Origin of the sequence: Actinotalea ferrariae CF5-4, assembly GCF_000603945.1 — a bacterium.
In the GTDB taxonomy this organism is placed as follows: Bacteria; Actinomycetota; Actinomycetes; order Actinomycetales; family Cellulomonadaceae; genus Actinotalea; species Actinotalea ferrariae.
This window is the reverse complement of sequence record NZ_AXCW01000486.1, coordinates 1-1,255: the sequence shown is the minus strand read 5'-3', so window position 1 is coordinate 1,255 and position 1,255 is coordinate 1. Positions and strand designations below refer to the sequence as shown.

Genomic DNA, 1,255 nt, shown 5'->3' with positions numbered 1-1,255 from the left:
CGGCAGCCGTCACCCCGGCGGCGGACGCTCCTGCCGCCGGCGCCGCCCGCCCCGTGCGGGCCGCCCCCGCGGCACCCGTGATCCTCGCGAAGGGTCTGGACGGGCCCGACCGGCGGGTCCCCCTGCAGTACTCGGCCCCGAGCGTCGACGGCGACGCCGGCGTGGTGCGGCGCGTCGAGCAGGCGGCCTCGGCGGAGAAGGACGGCGAGACCTACCCGGGGACGCCGCGCAACGCGCAGTGCCCGTGCGGCTCGGGCAAGAAGTACAAGGTCTGCCACGGCCTGAACGAGGCCTGACCGGCCGGAGAAGGGGGTGGGTCCGGTCGGACCCACCCCCCTTCTCACGACCGCCCGTGCCGTCCAAGTGCGCGGCCGGGACGCCGACCACCGGGTGATGGCACCGGTTCAGTAGATCTCGAGCACCGACACCCGCCACCGCCGCCGGTGCACCTCGAGCCGGACGGCGGCGGCCCGGACCTTGTGGCCGTCGTGCACGACCACCGTGGCCTCCGCGACGTCGTCGGAGATCCGGCACACGGTCGCGCCTCGTGCGCCGGCCCGCCGGACGGGACCGGCGACCGGACCGCGCGCCGCGCGGGTCTCGACGAGGTGCTCGTGCAGCTCGGGCGTCAGCCACCGAACCAGCTGGCTGAGCGGCCGGGCACCGGCCAGCGCCTCGACGGCGGACACCACGACCGCGCGGGCGACGTCCGACGGGTCCGGCAGGGGTGGGGGCGCTGCCGGGGCGGGAGGGCGCGGAGCCCAGGCCACCTCGGTGAGCGGTGACCGGACCGACCACGCAGGGGGCGGCCACGGCAGGTCGGCCTCCTGCGGCGCGCGGGGCAGCGGGTCCACCGGCGGCGGCAGGAGCAGGGCGGGACGGGGGCGAAGGGTCCGGACCGTGCCTCGGCCAGGCACGGTCGTCGCTGCGGCACGGGGCGTGCGCGTCCGGTCGGTGGCGCGAGGCTGCGTCGGTGCGGGGGGCCGGACGGCGGCCACGGCGCTCACCGGGTGCCTCCCGTGGCGCCGATGCGGTCCGATGCTCCGGGCGTCGGGACCGTGAGCACCTGCCCCGGGACGAGGACGTCCGGGTCCGGGCCGATGACCTCGCGGTTCGCCTCGTGCCACCGGGGCCAGGCCGCCGCCACCTCCGCGTCCGTGGCCGCCGTGCCGAGCTGCTCGGCGGCCAGGTCCCACAGCGTGTCGCCGGGACGCACCGTCGTCGTCGCCGGCCCCGTTGCCGGCGGCGCCGACGG

At 78.6% G+C, this 1,255-nt stretch carries 3 protein-coding genes; 1 reads left to right on the top strand and 2 read right to left on the bottom strand.

Going from position 1 to position 1,255, the window contains the following annotated elements:
* Window positions 1-296 (top strand): SEC-C metal-binding domain-containing protein (locus tag N866_RS18950; RefSeq protein ID WP_155855511.1); only part of this gene is annotated, 296 nt, incomplete at its 5' end.
* 108 nt (window positions 297-404) lie between these two features.
* Here the strand turns inward: N866_RS18950 and N866_RS20160 are convergent.
* Window positions 405-1,007 carry an Rv3235 family protein gene (locus N866_RS20160; RefSeq protein WP_052023269.1) on the bottom strand — a complete coding sequence of 201 codons (603 nt, stop codon included), beginning with the start codon at window positions 1,005-1,007 and terminating at the stop codon, window positions 405-407.
* Window positions 1,004-1,255 (bottom strand): LysM peptidoglycan-binding domain-containing protein (locus N866_RS18940; RefSeq protein WP_155855509.1); only part of this gene is annotated, 252 nt, incomplete at its 5' end. The genes N866_RS20160 and N866_RS18940, both read right to left, overlap by 4 nt.